The sequence below is a fragment of the Pelagicoccus albus genome (assembly GCF_014230145.1).
GTDB classification, from domain to species: Bacteria; Verrucomicrobiota; Verrucomicrobiia; order Opitutales; family Opitutaceae; genus Pelagicoccus; species Pelagicoccus albus.
Window position 1 is genome coordinate 67888 of record NZ_JACHVC010000005.1, and the last position, 18059, is coordinate 85946.

Annotated in this window: 12 protein-coding genes; 4 read left to right on the forward strand and 8 right to left on the reverse strand. The window is 52.9% G+C overall.

Annotated features, from left to right (window positions below):
- Positions 1 to 22: 22 nt before the first annotated feature.
- From H5P27_RS02330 to H5P27_RS02345, 4 genes are all read right to left on the reverse strand, one after another.
- Entirely contained in the window at positions 23 to 844 is an 822-nt protein-coding gene (locus H5P27_RS02330; RefSeq protein WP_185658763.1) for a hypothetical protein, read from the reverse strand.
- 151 nt (positions 845 to 995) lie between these two features.
- Positions 996 to 1424: a DoxX family protein gene (locus H5P27_RS02335; RefSeq protein ID WP_185658764.1), complete on the reverse strand. Its 429-nt coding sequence runs from the start codon at positions 1422 to 1424 to the stop codon at positions 996 to 998.
- Positions 1424 to 2950 (reverse strand): FMN-binding glutamate synthase family protein, encoded by a 1527-nt coding sequence (locus tag H5P27_RS02340; protein WP_185658765.1) that lies wholly within the window; start codon positions 2948 to 2950, stop codon positions 1424 to 1426. Before H5P27_RS02340 ends, H5P27_RS02335 begins: the two co-directional genes overlap by 1 nt.
- Before the next feature lie 21 nt (positions 2951 to 2971).
- Positions 2972 to 3502: a Pycsar system effector family protein gene (locus H5P27_RS02345; RefSeq protein WP_185658766.1), complete on the reverse strand. Its 531-nt coding sequence runs from the start codon at positions 3500 to 3502 to the stop codon at positions 2972 to 2974.
- A gap of 76 nt (positions 3503 to 3578) precedes the next feature.
- Here H5P27_RS02345 and H5P27_RS02350 point away from each other — a divergent pair, with 76 nt between their 5' ends.
- From H5P27_RS02350 to H5P27_RS02360, 3 genes are all read left to right on the forward strand, one after another.
- A complete protein-coding gene (locus H5P27_RS02350; RefSeq protein ID WP_185658767.1) occupies positions 3579 to 5798 on the forward strand; it encodes a glycosyl hydrolase 2 galactose-binding domain-containing protein in 2220 nt (739 codons plus the stop codon).
- 203 nt (positions 5799 to 6001) lie between these two features.
- Positions 6002 to 7033 (forward strand): class II fructose-bisphosphate aldolase, encoded by a 1032-nt coding sequence (gene fbaA, locus H5P27_RS02355; RefSeq protein ID WP_185658768.1) that lies wholly within the window; start codon positions 6002 to 6004, stop codon positions 7031 to 7033.
- A gap of 115 nt (positions 7034 to 7148) precedes the next feature.
- Positions 7149 to 8015, forward strand: coding sequence for an NAD(P)-dependent oxidoreductase (locus H5P27_RS02360; RefSeq protein WP_185658769.1), 867 nt, complete (start codon positions 7149 to 7151; stop codon positions 8013 to 8015).
- Positions 8016 to 8017: 2 nt separating this feature from the next.
- On the opposite strand, the gene H5P27_RS02365 is transcribed toward H5P27_RS02360, so the two are convergent.
- Positions 8018 to 9931 carry a hypothetical protein gene (locus H5P27_RS02365; RefSeq protein ID WP_185658770.1) on the reverse strand — a complete coding sequence of 638 codons (1914 nt, stop codon included), beginning with the start codon at positions 9929 to 9931 and terminating at the stop codon, positions 8018 to 8020.
- Positions 9932 to 10133: 202 nt separating this feature from the next.
- Here H5P27_RS02365 and H5P27_RS02370 point away from each other — a divergent pair, with 202 nt between their 5' ends.
- Positions 10134 to 13082, forward strand: a complete 2949-nt coding sequence (locus H5P27_RS02370; RefSeq protein WP_185658771.1) for an ATP-binding protein — start codon at positions 10134 to 10136, stop codon at positions 13080 to 13082.
- A 10-nt stretch (positions 13083 to 13092) separates the two neighbouring features.
- Here the strand turns inward: H5P27_RS02370 and mog are convergent, their stop codons facing one another.
- The 3 genes from mog to H5P27_RS02385 are packed head-to-tail and all read right to left on the reverse strand — an operon-like array spanning position 13093 to position 17929.
- A complete protein-coding gene (gene mog / locus H5P27_RS02375) occupies positions 13093 to 13626 on the reverse strand; it encodes a molybdopterin adenylyltransferase (protein ID WP_185658772.1) in 534 nt (177 codons plus the stop codon).
- Between the two features lie 3 nt (positions 13627 to 13629).
- Positions 13630 to 16791, reverse strand: coding sequence for an efflux RND transporter permease subunit (locus H5P27_RS02380; RefSeq protein WP_185658773.1), 3162 nt, complete (start codon positions 16789 to 16791; stop codon positions 13630 to 13632).
- A gap of 52 nt (positions 16792 to 16843) precedes the next feature.
- Positions 16844 to 17929 carry an efflux RND transporter periplasmic adaptor subunit gene (locus tag H5P27_RS02385; protein WP_185658774.1) on the reverse strand — a complete coding sequence of 362 codons (1086 nt, stop codon included), beginning with the start codon at positions 17927 to 17929 and terminating at the stop codon, positions 16844 to 16846.
- Positions 17930 to 18059: the final 130 nt, after the last annotated feature.

Below are 18059 nucleotides of genomic sequence, written 5' to 3' on the forward strand. Positions count from 1 at the left end.
AATTGTTTCTGACGGTGTGCTCCTAGAACCTTACTGTTAGGGCATCTAAAGACCGGCTGCTCTGGCGGCGAGTGTTGGATAACGCTTCGTCGAGCTGGGAAAGACTGACTTGCTGGATGTCGTTCAAGCTTCGACTTGGAAGTCCGGAGCTCAAGGTTCCAGTCAACGGATCCGCGTACCTGCCTAGCATGAAAGCGTTTTCGAAGTCCCATACGCCTTCGAGCTCATCTTCTTCCTGATCGGCCATAGCGGTTTCGAAAAGGCCATTGGAGCTGACGAACTGGTAGCTGGGAGTCGGAGCAGGTCCACTTGCCCGATTGGCGCGAATCGTTTCCTCAAGGGAGGCGAGCGTCTCCATGGCAGTGAGCTGAGAGCGAGTCGGCTTGGTGGAGTTGTCAGCCAATGCTGATTGGACTACTATTTTGGGTGCTCTGCTCTGGGCCAAAGTGGCGAATTCCTGAAGCCCCGCAGGTTGTTGCTTCACCTCGCTGATTTTGGATTTAGAGGAAGCTGTGCTCGCTACTGCGAAGCTAGGCGTCGCGCTTGGAGCGGTGCTTTGTCCTTCCTGCAAGGCTAAGCCTTGTTCGTGAATTGGCGTCTGGAAGCCCAAGTAGACGGCGACCACTGCGATGCCGCAGGTGGCGGTCAGGGCTCCGATACGGTAAAACCGGTTGAATAAGGGGGACTTTAGACGGGATTCGTCTACTAGCTGTTTCTGAATGAGAAGCTTCTGCTTGGCTTTGAATTCTCGGTCGAAGCGAACCCAGAACTCGGGTCCAGGGCGCTCGTTGCGTTTGCTGCGCATGAGCTCATCCAAAGTAAATTTACTTCTTTTTTCCGGCATCGTGGAGGTAGACGCTTATTTCGCTAAAGCATTCAACTTTTTCTGACTTTTTTTAGAAAGTCGCTAAAGTCGTAAAAAGTTGGGTCAGAAACTGGTCGATCCAAGCGACTCTGACAAGAGAAAGTCTTCTGCGTTCCCTGACCGGGGAGCTCTATTTACGGCGTGGCCGTTTGGCGGGAACTTCTTGCTGCACAGCCTTGAGCAAGGGCAGTTCTCTGCGGCGGATAAGGATGGTGGCGAAGCAGCAGCAGAAAACCAAGACGGCTAGACTGCCCAGCTGGAGCATAGGACCTTCCCATCCAAGTTCGGTCAGATGCCCGATAATCGCGCCGGCCATCAGGCAGCAACCAAGCAACGAGCCGTAGACTACGCTAGAGGGAATTAGCAGTAAAATGCAGGCAATTAGCTCGAGGGCCCCGATCAGCAATCTTCCGTGCGGCTCCATGCCGAGTTTTGTGAAGAGTTCTACCGATTGAGGATCAGCCGTGAACTTGAAGTACAAGGTTTGCCCCATAATGGCGGCAGCCATGATTTGGGCTATCCAGGAAGCGATCTTCAATTTCTTGGAAGCAATGGCCATCAGTTGTGTGAGCTAAAGGGGAAAAGGGCAGATTCGATAGGTACGTAGAGCTGGTCGAAGGTCAAGTCACTCACTGATCGCGACCCCGTGGCGCAAAGGAGCTCGTTGAGGTCGTGTTCAAGATTATGCACGTAGTTTGCTACCCGAATCGCTTTATCAGCTATGTCGATTCCTCGTTCGAGGTGCTCCTTGTGTGATGTGATCCCGATCGGGCAAGTGTTGCTGCCGCACTGCATCGCCTGAATGCAGCCAATCGATAGCATGAAACCTCTCGCAGTTGCTATCGCATCTGCTCCGAGGCAGAAGGCGATGATTTGGGAGCCGGGATTGATCAGCTTGCCGGATGCGATTATTTTGAGCTTCTGCCTCACGCCAGCGCTAAGGAGAATGTCGTTGGCAGTTTTGAGGGCAGGAAACAGAGGCATGCCCACTCGGTCGATAAATGCCTTGGGAGCGGCTCCCGTTCCGCCTTCAGCTCCATCGATAGTGATGAAATCGGGAAAGATGTCCTGGCGCTTCATTTCTCCGATCAGTTCGAAAAATTGCCGAGGGTCGCCGATGCACATTTTTATGCCGACGGGAAGTTGGGAAACGTCCTGAACTCTGCGGATGAATTTGACTGTGCTTGGATAGTCTTCGCACTCGGAGTGGTGGGTGGGAGAAACTACATCCTTGCCCATGGGCACGCCTCTCAACTCCGAAATTTCCGGAGTTATTTTTTCCTTGGGAAGCATCCCGCCTTTTCCGGGTTTTGCTCCCTGGCTTAATTTGATCTCAATGATCTTGATTTGCTCTTTCGCGGCGAGATCGGCCAATAGCTGATCGTTGAGCGTGCCATCTTCGTTTCTTACGCCGAATTTTGCGGTCCCGATTTGGAAAGCCAAATCGCAGTTTTCCATCAAGTGGTATTTCGGATAGCCTCCTTCTCCTGTATTCATAAGCCCGCCTACTCGAGCGATTCCTCGGGCTAGGGAGCGAACTGCTCGTTTGCCCAGAGCTCCGTAACTCATGCCGCTTATGATGAAAGGAACTGTGAGGGTATAGGTGTTTTGAATACCTCGCTCTTCGCCGAAAGTGAGACTGTAGGGCTCGAGCTGCTCTTTGGAAATTGGAAAGAGGGAATGGCGAAGTTTTATCTCCGTGGCGTCGAAATCATTCTGGGATCCGAAGGATGACGCGGAGTCGACGTTGTTAGCCTTTCGGTAGACTTCGGCTCTTTCAGTACGGTTGAAGGGGCGTTCCTCTCTGTCTCCAGAATACAGATACTGCCGGAGTTCAGGGCCGAGGCTTTCCAGCATGTACCGCCCTTGGCCTAAAATACCGAAATTTCTCAGGAGAGAGTGGTTCTTTTGTATGTAGAGATAGTAGACATTGACGAACGTGAGGCCGATGAAGGGGACGGTGAGAAAATGGAAATAGAAGGAGATTTGCCAACCGGCCAAGAAGAAGAGCAGGGTTATTATGGGGAGGGCCGTATTGGTGAAACGAGCCAGTTTATGTAGGTTGATCGCTAATGCCGTAGACATTGGGGTAGGTAGGGTTTTGCTTCAATCGACGAGGTGCAAGACGTTGAACACGAGCAAGCAGATCGATATTAGAAGGCTAGCGACAAATGATGCGTAAGCAATCCTCAGCCACCGAAATTTTGGTATGAGCACGTCGTGGCTCAGATGATACAAATCTTTTGCAACTTCGTTGGCGAGTTCGGTGGTATCCGAAATGGCATCGGCCATCTGGGAAAGGTATTCGTCCCTGTCTTGGCGGCTGATGTACGAAAAGTGCAGTAGAAAACGATCGTTAGGCTTTATTTTTCGGAATCGTTTAGGAAATAGGCAAAGGGTAGCGGCAATGATCGTCGCGGCGGCGCCGATCAGGAATACGACGACCGAGGGGAAGAATTCGGGGACGCTGATTCTAGAAATGGCAATCGGAGACATGACGGCCGCGATCGTGAGGAGTCCTTGGGCTCTCCTGTCTGCCATGGAAACGTATTGAGTATGTTTGTTCTCGATACTGGAGAGGATGGAAGCTCGGGCGATGGCCTGGAACTTAGGGGCTGTTGAGTCTGGCGAGGTCATAGCTTTGGTCGGTTGAGACGCTTTTCGCTTTTTAAGCAAAAGGTTGCGAGAACGTAATTTGGGATCTAGGGGTGTTGTGAATACCGAAATTGTCATGCCGGTGAATCGTTACAACTTAGATTGGAAGGTGGGTTACTCCTCGGATCCGAGTCTGGCTCCGAGCAAGTGGGTGAACGCCTCCGTGCCAGGCGCAGTACAGCTCGACTGGGCTCGGGCGGAAGGCTGGCCGCATTTTTGGCAGGATGGCGATTTCGGACGCTATGCTTGGATGGAAAAGGTCTACTGGACCTACCGTGCTCCTTTGCCTTCCTTGTCGGAATTAGGAGATAAGCGACTGTTTTTCGTATCTGGAGGGATCGACTACCGGTTTCTTATCAGAGTGGGCGAACAAACCTTGCACGCCCAAGAAGGCATGTTTCGGAAAGTCGAGTTGGACCTGACCGAATTCGCGAGCGATGAGGAATTCTTGGAGGTAGTCGTTTTCCCGATACCAGACTCTGGGGAGGGAGAAGGCCGCGTGGAGGCAAATGCCTCGGTTAAACCCGCGGTCAGCTACGGTTGGGACTTTCATCCTCGATTGGTCCCGTCAGGGATTTGGTGCCAAACCCACTTGGAAACACGGGAGGCGGAGCACATCCGCGAGTTTTGTTTCGACTATACGATTGAAGAGGAATTGTCGCTTGTGCGGCTGGATATCTCGGTGGAATTGAGCCGGTCCTCGAGTGGCGAAATCGAGTGGAGCCTCGTTGATCCGAGCGGAGAGGTGGTGGATGGGGAGTCTATATCGCTCGCTGGCGCTGACGTGGTCGACGGGTTCTGTGAGATACATGATCCGGAATTGTGGTGGCCGAGAGGATATGGTGAGCAACCTCTGTACTCTTTGCGAGTTTCGCTGCACGGCAGCGAAGGCGAGGTTTTGGACTCCAAAAGTCGGACCATTGGTTTCCGGTGTAGCAAACTCGTCATGAACGAGGGGGCTTGGAAAGATCAAGAGGCGATGCCAAAGACTCGCTGCGTTCCGCCCATGGCTCTGGAGCTAAATGGCAAGAGGATCTTCGTGAAGGGTTCTAACTGGGTGGCTCCGGACGTGTTTTCCGGTGTGTCTGGTGAAGACGCTTATCGACCGCTCCTCGAGAAGGCAGCCAACAGCAACTTCAATCTCCTGAGATGTTGGGGAGGCTCGGCGATCGGAAAGGACTCGTTTTTTGACCTCTGTGACCGGTTAGGGATTATGGTTTGGCAGGATTTTCCACTCGCCTGCAATTGCTACTCTGAGAGTCCCCAGTTTTTAGATACTTTGGACCAAGAGGCGGAAGCTATCCTCAAGCGTCTCAAGGGCCACCCGAGCGTCGTTATTTGGTGCGGTGGAAACGAACTATTCAACTCTTGGTCTGGGATGACTGATCAGTCGAAAGCGCTCCGCCTTCTGAACAAAAAGTGTTTCGAACTGGATCCCGATACTCCTTTCCTTGCAACTTCGCCCATAATGGGTGCTGGTCACGGCGGCTATCTTTTCCGCGATGCGACGGGCCGGGAGTGTATCGACGTTTTTCAATCGGCTCGAAATTCAGCTTACGTGGAGTTTGGAATACCGGGCCCTGCATCGGTTGAAAAGTTGAGCAGCCTCATTGAGGAAGAAGATTTGTTCCCTCCCAAGAAAGGTGGGGTTTGGGAGCTACGACACGCTTTTGGGGCCTGGGAATCACATCCGGACACTTGGCTCTGCATGGATACAATCGAACACTATTTCGGCCGCCCTGAATCTATCGAGGAGCTAGTCGCTTGGGGGCAATTGCTGCAGGCGGAAGGACTCAAGGCCATTTTCGAAGAAGCTCGCAGGCAAAAGCCCTATTGCTCGATGGCGATAAGCTGGTGCTTCAACGAGCCTTGGCCTGCCGCTGCTAACAACAGTCTGGTCTCCTGGCCTTGTGAGCCCAAGCCAGCCTTGAGGTCGGTGCGTCAAAGTTGTCGATCAACCTTGGCATCTGCTCGCGTTAAACGCTTTTCCTGGAGAGCTGGGGATATGTTCGAAGCGGAGTTGTGGATGTTGCACGATGGGCTAGGTTCGATCAAAGGCGATCGGGTGGAGGCTTATTTGCGTTTCGACGACGACGAAACCTTCGTGCTAGGCTGGTACTTCGACGCTTTGGAGGAAGGAGAGAACCGCATCGGGCCGACGCTTCGATTCCAGGTACCGGAAATTGAGGATCAAACTTTTAAGTTGATACTCAGGGTGGAGGGGCGACCTGACTGGAATTCAGAATACGACTTCTGTTTCAAAGCGGACGATATGTGATCAGAAGCATATTTTCTGGGTGCTCAGCGCCTCTCGAATTTGCCGAAACTGATCAGTTAAGCCAAATAACTCCCTCTAATTCATCAATACGAGGGGTCGTCGCATCGATTTTGTTTGAAGGTAAACATTTTCTTAGTAGAGTGATCAGACATCCTACTAGACGGTAGATATACAAATAAGAACATCTAATCTTAAAAAGAGAAATGCCAGTCGCAACACCTAAGCAGTACGAAGCGATGTTGGATGCCGCCCAAAAGGGAGGCTACGCATACCCAGCCGTAAATATTACGTCTCTCACGACGATCAACGCAGCCCTTAAGGCTTTCGCGGATTCGAAGACTGACGGTATCATCCAAGTTTCCACCGGTGGCGGCCAGTTCGCTTCCGGACTCAACGTAGCAGACGCGGCATATGGCGCGATCGTTTTGGCTGAAGCAACCCACTTGCTCGCTGAAAAGTACGACGTACTCGTCGCTCTTCACACTGACCACTGTCACCCAGAGAAGGTTGATAGCTTCCTCAAGCCATTGCTCGAAGCATCCCGCAAGCGCGTCGCTGAAGGGAAGGGACCTCTCTTCCAGTCTCACATGTTCGATGGTTCGGTTGTACCACTCGATGAAAACCTCGAGATCTCCAAGGCTCTCCTCAAGGAGTGCGCCGAGCTCGGAATCATCCTCGAAGTCGAAGCTGGCTGCGTAGGTGGTGAAGAAGACGGACACGACACTTCTGGTCTCCCAGCGGAAAAGCTCTACACGACTCCAGAAGATATGTTGGAAGTGTACGAAACCCTTCAGCCAATCGGCCGTTTCCTATTCGCTGCTACTTTCGGTAACGTTCACGGCGCGTACAAGCCAGGTTCCGTTAAGCTCAAGCCAACCATCCTCCGCGACGGTCAGAAGGCTGTTATGGACAAGCATGGCGCGGAAGCTGAAATGGATCTCGTGTTCCACGGCGGTTCCGGCTCCGAGCTTTCCGATATCCGTGAAACGCTCGACTACGGTGTAGTCAAGATGAACATCGATACCGACACCCAGTACGCATTCACCCGTCCAATCGTTACTCACATCTGTTCCAACATCGAAGGCGTTCTCAAGATCGACGGTGAAGTAGGTAACAAGAAGACTTACGATCCACGCGGCTACCTCAAGAAGGGCGAAGCTAACATGGCGAAGCGCTTGCAAGAAGCTGCAGCTGACCTTCTCTCCGAAGGAAAGACAATCTTCGGCACTGTATAAGTCGTAGTTTAAAAACAGCTACAAATTTTCGAGGGCCGGCTTTCAATCGAGAAAGTCGGCCTTTTTACGTCAGGAACATATCGATTTTACGAGAAAACCAACTAAGGTTGTTGGCATGAAAAAGGAACGTATCGCATTTATCGGCACAGGAGTGATGGGCGCGAGCATGGCAGGTCATCTCCTTGCTGCTGGCTACTCGCTTAATGTCTACAACCGAACGCGCGAAAAGGCTGACAAGCTGGTGGCGGCGGGAGCTGTCTGGAAGGACTCGCCCTACGAGGCTGCCCAGGGTGCGGATTTTGTTATCACTATTCTCGGCTACCCGAGCGATGTTGAGTCGGTCTATTTAGGGGAACATGGAATTATCTCCGCTCTTTCGGAAGGAGGTATTGCCATCGATATGACAACTTCCAGTCCGCTGTTGGCAGCGCGGATAGCGGAGATTGGAAGCCGCAGGCAGGTTTCTGTTTTGGATGCTCCGGTTTCGGGGGGTGACATCGGTGCGCGAGAAGCTCGCCTGTCCATTATGGTGGGAGGAGAGAAGGCTGCCTTCGAAAAGGCTCTGCCCTTGTTTGAAATCATGGGAAAAAACGTCGTCTACCAAGGTCCTTCCGGTTCTGGTCAGCATACCAAGATGTGTAACCAAATCGCCATTGCAGGTGGGATGGTAGCCATAGGCGAAGCCCTAGCCTACGCCAAGAAGTCTGGCCTTTCGGCGGAAAGTGTTTTGCAGAGCATCTCCGCCGGTGCGGCGGGTAGTTGGTCCATGAGTCATCTTGCTCCGCGGGCTTTGGGAGGTGATTTCTCTGCCGGCTTCTACGTGAAACATTTTCTTAAGGATATGAAGATAGCCATTGAATCAGCGGAAGAGATGGAGCTCGAATTACCTGGTTTGGAACTCGCCAAATCTCTCTTCGAAAAATTAGTCGAAGACGGCCATGGGGATGACGGCACCCAAGCTCTCTTCAGACTTTATTTTTAGAGCTAGCGTTCGCGGGGAATTACGCGGCCAAGGCTTTCGCTGATGTTTTTAAACGACTCTGGCGAAACGCCAACACTCTGCAAGAAGGCCGCTCTTTCCTCTAGGCTCATACTCTGAGCTACGGCTACGGCGTAAAGCCAGTTGTTGGGTGATCTCCATTGATCCAGGGAGATCTCTTTGTAGTTGAATTCTCGAACAGGCGTCCCTGCGTATTCCAATGCAGCGAGACAGGCGCTCGCATTTAGACCGTAATTATCGTATCCACTTTGCCAAAGCTGGGTGGCTCTTTTATTCTGACCAAGGTTCCAGGCGATAACTCCTCTGATGTATGCGAGTAGCTCGTCGTCGAGTTGTAGATGGGTATCTCTATTTGCCAGCTCTTGCCAGATTTGTTCAGTGGCGGCATGCTCCCCACTTGCGATCTGGTTGTAGTGGCTGATCAAATTCAGTCGAAGCGCTTGTTGTTGCTGTGGGCTTTTTTCGATCACATAGCCTGACCATTTTATAGCCTCTTGGTCTGCTCCGATTCGGGCGGCCGAGTCAGCCATCAGCAAGGCGTCTTGAAGATAGCTATCTGTGGAGGCGATGTCAGCGAAGCGAGAAAAGGATAATGACGCTGCGAGAAAAGTGAAAATGGCGATGGCAATACGATGGCGTGAGGAAGTTTGTTTTAAACTTTTCCATACAATCGGAACGCCGCCTGCGAGAATCGCGGCCAGGGGAACGAGCGGCAGCCTAAAGCGCCCGCTCGCCATGAACATCAATAGTCCGGCTACTAAGCTAAGGCCGATGATGCCGAGCGGAAGGATATCACATTTTTTCGACCTCCAGGTCGATACGGCGGAAAAAACGGCGAGAGACCAAATCAATCCCCAGCAAATGGGGTTGTAATTGAAATATGGCGACAGTGCTTTGTGAAAGCTGAAGGTCTTGTTGTTGTATTGTTCGAAATTGTTGAGCGAAGCGTAGAGTTTGAAGGCAATGAGCTTGGTCCAATCCCACGGATTGGCCAAAATATGTTCGATCGTCCTTTGCCGCCAGTAGGCCTTACGCTCGTCGATCGTTCCCGTTTCGCCAGTTGCGGCCCGGTAGAGGGCCATGCCTTCGAGTTTGTTAGGGTTCTGATGTTCCTCGAGCGAATGAAAGGACAAGGTTTGGCGGTAGTATAGTCCGTTCGCATCGGGGCTGTTGCTAGTCCAGAGATTGTAAGCGCCTTGCCATGGGAGAATTCGAAACTCGCCGGAAAGTGACTTTTGAAAAAAGCCCATTGCTAGAAGCGGAATGAGCAAAGCGATGGTGAAGCTGGCTAGGCTGGTGGGCTTGAGCCGCTGGCGAAAGATTCCGTAGAGAAGTAGAATCCCGATCGCGGCGGCTGTCAGCAGATAGTGGGGACGGGTGAGGGTGGCGAGGGCGATTGAGATCCCGCATGCTGCGAGCAAAAGCCTCTGAGTTGCTTGCTTGTTGCATCGACTTGCCAGGAGGCCCGCATAAAGGGAGCAGAGAAAAAAGCTAAGGGCCAAGGTAGTATCGAGTGGATCGAACGCAAAATGCAGAAGCACTGGATTGAAGCCTACTAAGACCATCGTGGTAAGTTGGGCCAGTTTGTTGCTCCAGAACAAGTGAGCCATGCGTCCGGTCAGCCATGTATTCGCTAAATGGGAAATCAGTCCTAGGAAGGAGTATCCGAGCGGAAAGTAGGCGATCACGGCCGGATAGAGTATGGAGCGGTAAAAGGGCTCTTCTCCGAAATCGCCCTGTGCGATACGTTGAGCCAGCAGCAAGTTCTCTTGCCCGTCGAGAACGGGGCTGATCCCCATCGGGGTACCGGCGTACCAAATTAGCTGGCCCAAGGCGTAAAGGGCCACCAGCCCCATCAATACTGGGGCGGATAATTTGTTTGAAACGAGTGATTGCACGGTTGCGGCTGAATTCGCTGTGACTAGCTAGTTCCCTAGTATCGTCCAAATTACTCAAAAGCGTAGGAGGTAAGATCCCTAAGGGCTGCAGAATGAAAACTTGCCGAAAGGATTAGGCCAGAGGGCATTGTGGGATTGCCTTGATTGGCTGTGCCTTGCAACGATGTGAGCATTCGGGCGGTTCTCCCGCCAACTTCGCTGCATGTTTTCCGTCGATCCTAACTCACCCGAACTAATTCCGAACTGGATTTTCGAGCAGGATTTTCTGGTTTTTCTCTCCTTTTTCGGTTGGGTGCTGGTTGGTTTGCTCGCCTTGTCCAAGCCCTTGTCGGACCACGGGGCAGTTCGTATGCCGTGGCTTTGGATTGGCTTCTATGCTTTTTCGCAGGCCTTTTCTGACTTTTTGCGAACGCTTTCTTTTTCCGACGAGTTTTTCCGGTCCTTCAGTCTAGAAGTCGGATTTGAGATGCTCGGATACGGACTGCTGGTGGAGACAGCGATTCGCTACGCCAAGAAGGACGAAGACCGCTACTTTTTCCCATACTCCGCTTTAGGTGGGCTTTTTCTGGGGCTCTCTATCGAGATTGGCGACCTGCTCTACACTTTGATTGTTTCGGGGATCGTGGCGGCGGGAGCGGTCTTCTGGGCTTGCCGGTGTTTTGTGATCGCGGCCAGGGAGGAGAATCGGCGGGAATTGTATGTGATCGTAGTTGGGCTCGCTTTGGTCTTTCCAACCTGGTTGCTCGCTCCGGGACGCGTCTGGGTTGTTTTTCCGGAGGGGACTGTCGCTTTCGAAGATTTTCCTTATTACGGCTTTGACCTGTTGCTTCTTCGCATCGTTGCCGCGTGGACGATTCTAGCTGGTTTTTGGTATTATCGTTTGCAACGCCGCATCGAGGACGTCGTTCCGAGCATCGGGGCTCAGCTTAAGCTTTGGGGGCATCGTGTCTTGCCGGTAGCCCTAGCATTGGTGGCGGGAGGTAGTTTCTTGGTCACGACTTGGAATGGCGAACGCATGAAGGAGCGCATGGAGCAGGACTACCTCTCCCGCGCCCAGACTGCGGTGGTGCCGATCGACGTTTCCGAGAATATAGACTTTTCAAAGCTTGGCGACTACGGGCTGAGGTTACGCGGTGTTCTAAGTCGGCAGTTGGTGGCCATCAAAAGCGTTGGCCCTGACATCCTGAGCACTTACTTTTGGAGTGGAACCGAAACGGGGGTGCGAGCCTCGGCGTTTGAGTCCGAACAAAGCGCTACGCCATTTCTCAAGGCTGGAGGATTCGATGTGAGTGAGCTGGAAAGCTATCAAGAGGGGAAAGCCTTCTTGGCGGGGCCCTTCGCCTTGGGGGGGAAGTCGCTTCTTCATCTGAGCGCTCCGATTTTGGATCGGGAAACGGGCGAGGTCGTTTACTGGCTCGGGATCGACATTTCGGGAGCCTACTGGTTCAAGAACGTTTCCCTCTCGCGTCTACAGACGATCATCATTGCCGGGCTAATCATGTCCTTGGTTATTTTCTTCCTCTACTACCAGATTGAGCATGAGAGCGAAGCGGATCTGGTTCTCGCAAAGGAAAGAGCGGAAGCGGGGGACCGGGCCAAGAGCGAATTTTTGGCGGTTATCAGTCACGAAATTCGAACGCCGCTGCAAAGTGTGCTTGGATATAGCGATCTGCTGAAAGGAACGCGTTTGGATGAAAAACAACGTGCCTGTCTGGATACCATCCAATCTGAAGGAAAGATCCTGCTTCGTATCGTGCAGGACATTTTGGATTTCAGTAACTTGAGGAAGGCGAACTTTCAGTTGGAATACGGTCCGGTTCGACTGCGCCACCTGATCGAAGAAACGTTCCGCACGATCAAGCCTATGGCTGACCGTAAAGGCCTTTTGGCAAATCTTGAAATAGCCCCAGACGTTCCTGAGCTTATCCATGCCGATGGGGTCCGTCTGAGGCAGGTCCTGCTCAATCTTTTCGGAAATTCGGTTAAATACACGGAAGAAGGCGAGGTCTTGCTGCGAGCCCTCGTGGACGATTCGGAAGGCGGGAAGGCACTGCCGCTGAAATTCGAAATTGTGGACACAGGAGTCGGCATCGCGGAAGCGGATCGGCTAAGATTGTTCGAACCCTTCATCCAATTGGCGCATTCGAGCCGGTTTCCTCGCGAAGGAGCGGGTCTCGGTTTGGCCATCGTAAACAGAATTGTGGAGCTGATGGGGGGGCGGATCGATGTGGAGAGCGAGGTCGGAGAGGGATCCTGTTTTACCGCCTCATTTGATTTTGAGTTTCTAGAAAGCCAAGTTGAGTCCGATAGAGAGGTTGTAGAACAACAATTTCCACTCCGACCAAACGTTCCCATGGCCAAGCTTTACCCAATCAAAGTCCTCGTAGTTGACGATAACCCGATGGTTCGTCGTCTGATGTTGCAGTATCTTGATGCGATAGGATACGAGGCTGACGAGCTTGATGGCGGTAAGGCAGCGGCGGAAGTCGGTCTCAATTACGACTTGATCATAATGGATCTTCGTATGCCAGAGGTCGATGGCCCGACCGCGGCCAGCATGATCCGTGAAAAGGGGGGCGACCCAGTTCGGCCTTGGATCGTAGCCGTTTCGGCCTCGTTGCAGGAAGACGAGGTTAAGCGAGCCAGCGAAGCGGGCATTAATGATTTTCTTGGAAAACCGTTTCACGCTCCTGACCTTCTGGAAAAGATCGAAGATATTCCTTGGATCGAAGAAAAGCGGGTCGATGTTGTGCCGGAAGAGGAAAAGGAAGCCGAGCCCGAGCATACTCCGCTTTTCATCGGGCCAGCTGATGTAGAGCCAGAGATTCCTGCTCCAGCGAAGCCCGCCGTTCCCACTTCGGTATTTGGTGGAATAGACAGCTATCCGAAGGAAGCTGTTCAGGCCGCGATTGCCGAGGTGTATTCAAAGTATGAAGCCATGGCTCAAAACGCGGCAGCCAAGGAATGGTTTATGGTCAAAGAAGACGCTCACTACCTAGCCAATACGGCTATGGCTCTGGGTATCGACCAGCTTTACCTCGATTCCAAAGACTTGGAGGCCGCCGCCCTCGATGAAGACGAGCTCAAGGCTTTGCGGTGCCTCCGAGAGCTACGGCTCAACTTCGAAGCTTGGGAAAGCGACGAGGATTAGGCTTCGCTATCTATGCCCCTTTGGGGCGAAACGCCTTCATCACGCCCTCATCCGTCTCGAGTCTGGCACCGCCGATGAGATCGATGCAGTAAGGTATGGCCGGGAAAACAGCTTCCAGGTTCTCCCGAATCGCTTTGGGTTTGCCGGGTAGGTTGACGATAAGGCAACTGCCTCGAGTCCCTGCGGTTTGACGGGAAAGAATAGCGGTTGGCACATACTTCAGAGATGCGGATCTCATTAACTCCCCGAAGCCAGGGAGGAGTCGATCGCAGACTGCTTCTGTTGCCTCTGGCGTTATGTCGCGAGGGGCGGGACCGGTGCCGCCTGTCGTTACGACCAAACTACAGTCTTCTTCGTCCGCAAAGCGAATCAGGGTAGATTCGATCTGGTCTTGCTCGTCCGGTACGATGGCGTAGGAGATTTCAAATTCTGTCTTCAGCCATTTCTTCAGAAGTTCGAGACATGCTTTTCCTGGGATGTCTTCGTAGACGCCTTGGGAGGCACGATCCGAAATATTGATTACGCCGATACGGGCTTTTTTCATATTTTAGTTCAATTCGCTATTAAGTTCGGTCCCAAGTGGAGCGTAGTTCTCAGGCTCTTTTTTCTTCAAGCGTAAGAATCGCTTTATGTTGTCTTCACAAGCAAGTAGGGAAGGCGTCAATACAAGGGTGAGCACTGTGGCGAAAGCTAATCCGAAGGCGACCGATGTGGCGAGCTGTGTCCACCATTGGGTGGAAGGAGCTCCCACGGAAACGTGAGGTGTAAAGAAGTCGAGATTGATCCCGAAGACCATGGGAATCAGGCCCAGAATCGTAGTGACAGTCGTCAACATAACCGGCCTCAAACGCTGGGCGGCGGTCAGCAGAGCCGCGTCATAGGTATCCATGTTTTTCCGGTGCGTATTGAAGGTATCGATCAACACGATGTTGTTGTTGACTACGATCCCCGCCAGGGAGATGACGCCGATTCCGTTCATCACGATGCCGAAGGGCTGGTGTGTGAGTAACAAGCCTATGAATACGCCAAAAGTTGAGAACATCACGGCAGTGAGGATCAGGCCAGATTGGTAGATGCTGTTGAACTGGGTTATCAGGATTATCGCGATCGCGAAAACCGCTACGAGGAATGCTTTGCCCAAGAACGCCATGGCTTCTTGCTGCTCCTCATCCTCTCCGCGGAACTCGATTTTTACGCTGGAAAAATCGATGCCGGACTCGGGAAGCCACTCTCTAAGTTGCTCGAAAATGGCAGCCGGCTGAACTTCGTCCTCCACTTCGGCAGAGACGGTATAGACGCGACGCTGCTCGACTCGGTTTATGTTTTGAACCCGTTGAGCGGGGCGTTGTGTAATGAAATTGGATACGGGAGCGAGGCCTTGCTCTGTAACGATCTTGAGCTGATTTAGCTGATCCAGATTGCGGTCGTCGAAAGGATAGCGAGCTCGTATCTCTACTTCGTCGTCGGCGTCGAGTGGGCGGTATTCACCGATTTCAACTCCGTTCGTCAGCATTTGGATCTCGTTTCCGATGGTGGTGATATCAGCGCCGTAGCGAGCCGCTTCGGTTCGGTCGACCGTCACTTCCCACTCGAAGCCTTCGATGGGACGGGTGTCGGTGACGTCTATCAGGCCCTCTGTCGCCTCGAACTTGTCCACGATAATTTTCGTGGCCGCTTCCAGTTTTTCGGGAAAGGCGGAACTGACCTGCAACTGCACCGGCTTGCCGCCTTGGGTGCCTGCATCCTGCTGAGCAAACTCAATGTGGATACCTGCGAGATCAGCGGTTCGCTCACGGATCGTATCGAATATCTCATGAGCTTTGGGACGGTGTTCCCAATGGGTGAATTCGAATTGTATGATGCCGATAGTGTCTGAAGGTATATTCGTGCCGCGAAGCGCCGGATCGGCCCGGCTATACAGGTACTTTATCCCATCAATGTTGTGGATGCGGGATTCAACTTGTCTGACCAGCAAGTCCGCCTCGTCGACGGATAAGTTTCCACGAGCTCGAATGTTCATGCTCGCAAACTCTGGCTCCACGTTCGGGAAGTATTCGACCCCTTTGCCGAGAGTGAATTGCAGGATCATGACCACCGTGAAGAGGACAAGAAGGAAGAGTAGCTGCAAAACCGGGTGGCGGATAACTTTTTTCAGGAAACGCGCATAGGTTCCCGTGAATCCTTGGAGCTGAGTCAGATCGGCCTGCTTAGCGCCTTCCAAAGCGTCCAAGGCTTCGTTATCCATGTTGTTCGCTTTGCCAAACATTCCGCCCAGGGTCGGCACAAATATCAACGCCATGACCAGCGAGGCGCTCAAAGTGGCGATCAAGGTGATGGGGAGGTATTTCATAAACTCCCCCATTATTCCGGGCCAAAAGATGAGAGGCGCGAAGGCGGCCAAGGTCGTCATGGTGGAGGCTATGATTGGCCACGCCATACGTTTAGACGCTTCCGCATAGGCAGGACCCTTTTCCATGCCCTCGGCCATCTTTCTGTCCGCGAATTCGGTGACGACGATCGCTCCATCGACGAGCATGCCTACTGCCATGATCAGCGAGAAAAGAACCACAATGTTTACTGTGTATCCCACTGCGTAGAGGAAAAGGACTCCGGCGAGAAAGGAACCAGGAATGGCGATCCCAACGAGTAGGGCGGAGCGAACCCCGAGGGCGATGATCACAACGATCATCACGAGCAGAATGGCGGAAAGCACGTTGTTTTGCAGGTCCAAGAGCATATCGCGTATGCTGGTGGACTTGTCTTGTGAGTAGGTTACGCTGAGCGTCTCCGGCCAGTTGGGGCGCGTGCTTTCGACCAGCTCCTTAACTGCGGCGATGGTATCCAACACGTTCTCGCCGGAGCGTTTCGAGACTTCGATGCCGATTGCTGGCTCGCCATTGAGTCGGGCGTAGGCGGAGCGGTCCTTAAAGGTACGTCGCACCGTAGCCACATCTTGGAGACGGACAACCTTGTCTCCATCTCGCTTGACCGGAATGCTCATTACCTCTTGAGCGGTCTTGAAAAGCCCGGGGACTTTTACGGCGAAGCGGCCGTCTCCCTTGTCCATATTTCCGGCGGCAACGATCTTGTTGTTGCGGGAAATGAATCCGATGATTTCGCCCTGCGAGAGATTGTAGGAGCGAAGTACGCTTGGATCGATGATGACTTCTACGACTTCCTCCCGATCTCCTATGACACGAGCCTCGAGGACTTGTCCGATGCCTTCGATTTCGTCTCCGAGATCCTTCGCTATCTTGGTCAGGGCCCGCTCCGGAACGTCGCCGGAAAGCGTGATCACGATGACCGGAAACTGGGAGAGATTTATCTCGTGTACGGTAGGTTCTTCGGCGGCCTGTGGCAGCTCCGCGTTGGCCAAGTCGACCTTTTCGCGTACGTCGGCCAAAGCGGCGTCGGGATCGAATCCGGCGTTGAACTCAAGCGTCACAGAGGCGGAGTTTTGGGAAGCAGTGGAGGTCATTTCCTTCACGCCTTCCACGCTGGATAGCTCCTGCTCCATGGGACGCACGAGTAGGCGTTCCGCGTCTTCGGGGGAGACGCCCTCCATGTACATGGAAACGTAGATGGTAGGGATGGTCACGTCCGGGTCCGACTCCTTGGGAATATCGATGTAAGCGAAAAGACCCGCGGCGAGGATGAATATGAGAGCGAGGTTAACCGTTCGCTTTCGGCTTAGGATGGCTTCTATCACGATGCTCGGAAATTTGAGTGTTCTTCGTTGAGAGGAGAATGGGCAGCTCCATTTATTGTATGCTGCTCTCTTCGACCGCTTTCACTTTTGCGCCCGGAAGCACGAAGCCTTGCCCGACCGTGATGATGCGCGCTTGGTCAGGCAGTCCGCTCACCCAAACTCCGTCGTTTGCCGTGCCGATAATCTCGGTTTTGTAGAATTCGACGGTTTGCTCCTCCGTCACCACTTTGAGGCCGAGTTCTCCATCCGTGTCGGCGCTGAGGGCCAAGATGGCGGGCGTAACCTTATGGGCCATCTGGGTTTCGGTGGTGGCAATAATGTCGGCGGTTAGTCCCGCCACGAAAGTGAGCTTTGGATTTTCGAATTCCATTTCCACGGTGTAAGTTCTGACCGCTTCATTTGCGGAGCGGGAAATGTAACGAATCCGTCCTTCCACGGATTTTTTGCCGATTTGAGCGACGGCTGGCGTATCTTGGTGAATCTTCTGAACTTCTATTTCAGTCGCCTCCGCGGTGATGATCATGGGATCCAAAGATAAGAACCGGGCGATCGGATCCCCGATGGAAACGAATTCACCTACTTCGACGAGGCGATCATTGAAGACTCCATCGAATGGAGCCCTGACAACTGTGTTCTCCAAGGCAATCTCGGTTGCGGCGACGAGGTTCTTAGCTGCGGCGAGTAGGGCGGAGGACTCGGCGAGTCGCGTTTCCGATTGGTATCCGCTAGATTGCAGTTTCTTGGCGGCCTGATGTTCCAGAGTACGTTGGTCCAAAAGCGCTTTCGCTTCCTCCAGCTTCTCGGGCAGGTTTTGTGGATCAATCTTCAGGAGGGGATCACCTTTTTTCACGCTTCCACCGCGCGGGGCTAAGATCTCCAGAATCTGGCCACCCACTTCCGCCTTTATGACGCTGTCGCGGGAAGCTTCCGTTTTTCCGCGCAGGATTAGTTCCGCCGCGTAGGCTTGGGCTTCAGAATCGCGGACGCGAACTCTGGGGAGCTCTTTCTCCTCGGTTTCGCTTGCCTGGCTGTTTTGCGTTTGGGCGTTGTTGGGATCTTCGGCGTTGATGGATCCGATGATCATCCACGCGGTGAGCAAGATCGCGATGGTCGTTGCGATGATTAGGTTCTTTTTCATCCTTGGTAGCTGGATTGGGAAGGAAAGTTAGAGTTAGGCATTTGAGCAGGAATACCCTGTTTACTCGCTAGGATCCGTAAAGTTACCGAAAATGTTCGGCTCTGTGATCCGCTCAACTTTCTTTTTGCGA

Bases quoted from the DNA above. Each gene is read 5' to 3' on its own strand.
- mog (WP_185658772.1), bottom strand. From the start codon at position 13,626: ATGAAAAAAGCCCGTATCGGCGTAATCAATATTTCGGATCGTGCCTCC.
- H5P27_RS02370 (WP_185658771.1), top strand. From the start codon at position 10,134: ATGTTTTCCGTCGATCCTAACTCACCCGAACTAATTCCGAACTGGATT.
- fbaA (WP_185658768.1), top strand. From the start codon at position 6,002: ATGCCAGTCGCAACACCTAAGCAGTACGAAGCGATGTTGGATGCCGCC.
- H5P27_RS02335 (WP_185658764.1), bottom strand. From the start codon at position 1,424: ATGGCCATTGCTTCCAAGAAATTGAAGATCGCTTCCTGGATAGCCCAA.
- H5P27_RS02385 (WP_185658774.1), bottom strand. From the start codon at position 17,929: ATGAAAAAGAACCTAATCATCGCAACGACCATCGCGATCTTGCTCACC.
- H5P27_RS02340 (WP_185658765.1), bottom strand. From the start codon at position 2,950: ATGTCTACGGCATTAGCGATCAACCTACATAAACTGGCTCGTTTCACC.
- H5P27_RS02330 (WP_185658763.1), bottom strand. From the start codon at position 844: ATGCCGGAAAAAAGAAGTAAATTTACTTTGGATGAGCTCATGCGCAGC.
- H5P27_RS02360 (WP_185658769.1), top strand. From the start codon at position 7,149: ATGAAAAAGGAACGTATCGCATTTATCGGCACAGGAGTGATGGGCGCG.
- H5P27_RS02345 (WP_185658766.1), bottom strand. From the start codon at position 3,502: ATGACCTCGCCAGACTCAACAGCCCCTAAGTTCCAGGCCATCGCCCGA.